General features: G+C 60.0%; 2 protein-coding genes and 2 pseudogenes. 1 reads left to right on the plus strand and 3 read right to left on the minus strand.

Features of this window, described 5'->3' with window-relative positions:
- Together Q0R23_RS12320 and Q0R23_RS12325 are read right to left on the minus strand one after the other, a co-directional pair.
- Positions 1–462, minus strand: a pseudogene (locus tag Q0R23_RS12320) (hypothetical protein); the annotation flags it as partial.
- Positions 463–531: 69 nt separating this feature from the next.
- On the minus strand, positions 532–1,041 hold the full coding sequence (locus Q0R23_RS12325; RefSeq protein ID WP_293913446.1) for a molybdenum cofactor biosynthesis protein B: 510 nt from the start codon (positions 1,039–1,041) through the stop codon (positions 532–534).
- A 207-nt stretch (positions 1,042–1,248) separates the two neighbouring features.
- Here Q0R23_RS12325 and Q0R23_RS12330 point away from each other — a divergent pair, with 207 nt between their 5' ends.
- Positions 1,249–2,049 (plus strand): hypothetical protein, encoded by an 801-nt coding sequence (locus tag Q0R23_RS12330; RefSeq protein WP_293913448.1) that lies wholly within the window; start codon positions 1,249–1,251, stop codon positions 2,047–2,049.
- Positions 2,050–2,327: 278 nt separating this feature from the next.
- Here Q0R23_RS12330 and Q0R23_RS12335 read toward each other — a convergent pair.
- Positions 2,328–2,729 (minus strand): annotated as a pseudogene (locus tag Q0R23_RS12335) (DUF721 domain-containing protein); the annotation flags it as partial.

The raw sequence follows: 2,729 nt of genomic DNA on the forward strand, positions 1-2,729 counted from the left end.
CTGAAGGCGCCGCACGAAGGGGCTGTAGATCAGCGGTGGGCGAACATGGCGGCGCCGGGGGTACAGCACCACGCTCAGCAGCCCCGCCAGGCTCAGCAACGTCGCCACCGCCGAGAGCACCAGGCCGCCCACGTCGTTGTAGGCGGTGGCCAGCATGCACGTCCCCAGCGCCAGCACCAGGCACGCGGCGCTCAGGCCCAGCGATCTGCGGCTGGGTGCGCCGCGCAGCCTCAGCAGCGGATAATACGCGGCGATCAGCACAAAGCCGACGCCCACGCCAAACAGCGCCGGAACGTCGAGCGCCGGGGCGGCCAGCAGCGCCCCCAGGCCCAGCGGCATCAGGGCGCCCAGACGCGGCCACAAACTTTTCCGGGCCGACTGCGCCACCTGCCACAGCCAGATCAGCGCCACAGCGGCCAGCACCAGCGTATACAGGGGGGTGAGGTGATCGAGGGTATTCATCTGAAGTGGGGTGTCCTCTGGAGAGTTTGGATGAATGGTCTGGATAAATAATCTGGACAGTTTTAACGCTCAGGGTTGAAGGTGACGGGTCATCTCGAAGACGAAGTGGCCGAGTTCAGCTTTCAGTAGCCCTTCCCAGCCGGTCTGCACGGCGTTGAGACTGCCGGGTAGGGCAAAGATCAACGTCGTGCCCGCCAGTCCGCCCACCGCCCGCGACAGCATGGCCGCCGCGCCGACCTGCGGATAACTGAGCATCCTGAACAGCTCGCCGAAGCCGGGCATGGGTTTGGTGATCAGCGACTCGACCACCCCAACGGTCACGTCGCGCCCGGCGATGCCGGTGCCGCCGGTGGTGAGCACCACCTGCGCCCCGGCCATCAGGTGCGTCAGGGCAGCGCGAATCAGCGCCGCGTCGTCACGGACCAGCGCTGAGCCGGTCAGCTCATGTCCGGCCAGGGCCAGTTCGCGGCGCAGATAATTCCCGCTGTCGTCGCTCTGCGCCGTGCGGGTGTCGCTGATGGTCAGCACCGCCGCCCGGACCCGGCGCGGCGAGGCTTGCTGGTGGTCGTCACGGCCCATGCCGGTCACTGTACGCCGCCGACCCCAGCCAAAGAGCAGATGAAGGCACGGTTGAGCGGCGGTGCCTTGGGGCGTCAACACCACTCAGGCCACACTGGGAGACCGCTGAGGCCAGCATCCGGGTTTCGTCGCCCAGAACTGAGGACGAGGTTCTTGAGCTGGCCTCAAGTAAGTGTCCTGTCATGGTGGGGTGGCTAGCGTATGATGATGAAGAAACTTCTGATGCTTGGACTTCTAACCGCAGGATTGTTAACAGCATGTGGCGCGGTTCCTCCGTCAACTCCCATCAACCAGGCGCCCCCTGCTATTGGATCGGAGCCCGTCACCGAAACTCCAAAAAATCCGAGCGATACTGCAAGCATCAACGTCATACTGAGCGGAAGCAATGCTGTGGTCACCTGGATTGCAGTTGCTGACGCGAAAAGCTATAAAATTGATCGCAAAGTGGCTACGGGTGCTTACGTGGAGGTTGGGTCGGTTGACACCCCAGCGCTTACTTTCACGGACAAAGCTTTACCTGCTGGAACCTACACCTACCGGGTGCGGACCGTGAATTCTACTGGCGTTTCTGCTGGCAAGGAATCTGTGGCCTCTACGGTCATCGCGGCAATGCCAACAAAATGGATCGGTTCGCTCACCTACGACAATGCTCTGCAAATCGATGACTTGTTCGTTGATTTTCTCCCAGTAAAGTCTATACCCACCGAACCCCCGCAAGTTTTATCTAAGCTAGGCTCTAGTTCGACATGGACATATCAGAGTGCAACAGACGTTAAGAAGGACAATACAACGAACAAAATAACAATTGTTTACAGAGAGTTGGACGATAAATGCAAAACCACCACACAGCTTGTCAAGATTGACGCGGTATACGATCCAGTGAAGAATACTATTACGGGGACGTTACGAAGTGATGGAATCGCATATTCATATACCGGAAAGTTGAAGATGCGCCCAGCAAGTGCGACAGACAACTCGTTTAGCCGTCTAACGTGTGTAGGTCTGTAGGTCAGGCAAGCCGTTAAATCCGAGCAATGATTTTCTTGAATGACCGCAGCATTAGTCCGGCATAAATAAGTTTAAATTCCAGAACAACGCAAAGAAAAACTCAATTTCGGGGTTATTATTTGCGTTGTTTTAGCACAGCAGTCAATTCTAAGTCAGCCCGCTGCAAATTTTCTGCCCAGCCTCCAACATATACCTGCTTTTGCCCGAAATTCAGCGATGCTCAGCGTCATCATCAGATGCACCACCCGCAGCCGGTCTCAACTTGCCGACTTCACCACTCAGATTCCGCCCGGCCCGGCTTTGAGCACCTGCAAGGGCTGACCCGGCAGGGCTTCCCAGTCGGCGCGGGTCAGGGTTGTGCGGCGGTGATGGAGCTGCAAATATTGCGCCGCCTGCTGCTTCAGAAACTCCCGGTAATGGTCCTCGCCGCCGGAGCGCACACACTCGATGGCCAGCACCGCCATCTGCTCGGCCAGGGCGACCAGGGCCAGGGCGCGGGCGGCGTCGGCGCCACTGTCGCCCAGCTCCCGACTCAGCTTCGCCAGCAGCCCGGCGTCGCGGCCCAGTCTCAGGGCGGCGCGGCGCACGTTGGGGTCGTCCAGGTTCAGGGTGCAGGCGCGGCAGGGCTGAAGGCGGCTGGGTTCACCGCAGACCTCACACGGCGCGTAACCCTGCTGCTC

The organism is Deinococcus sp. (assembly GCF_025362455.1).
Taxonomy (GTDB): Bacteria; Deinococcota; Deinococci; order Deinococcales; family Deinococcaceae; genus Deinococcus.

Coding starts and splice junctions, on each gene's coding strand:
- Q0R23_RS12325 (WP_293913446.1), bottom strand. CDS start 1,041: ATGGGCCGTGACGACCACCAGCAAGCCTCGCCGCGCCGGGTCCGGGCG.
- Q0R23_RS12330 (WP_293913448.1), top strand. CDS start 1,249: ATGAAGAAACTTCTGATGCTTGGACTTCTAACCGCAGGATTGTTAACA.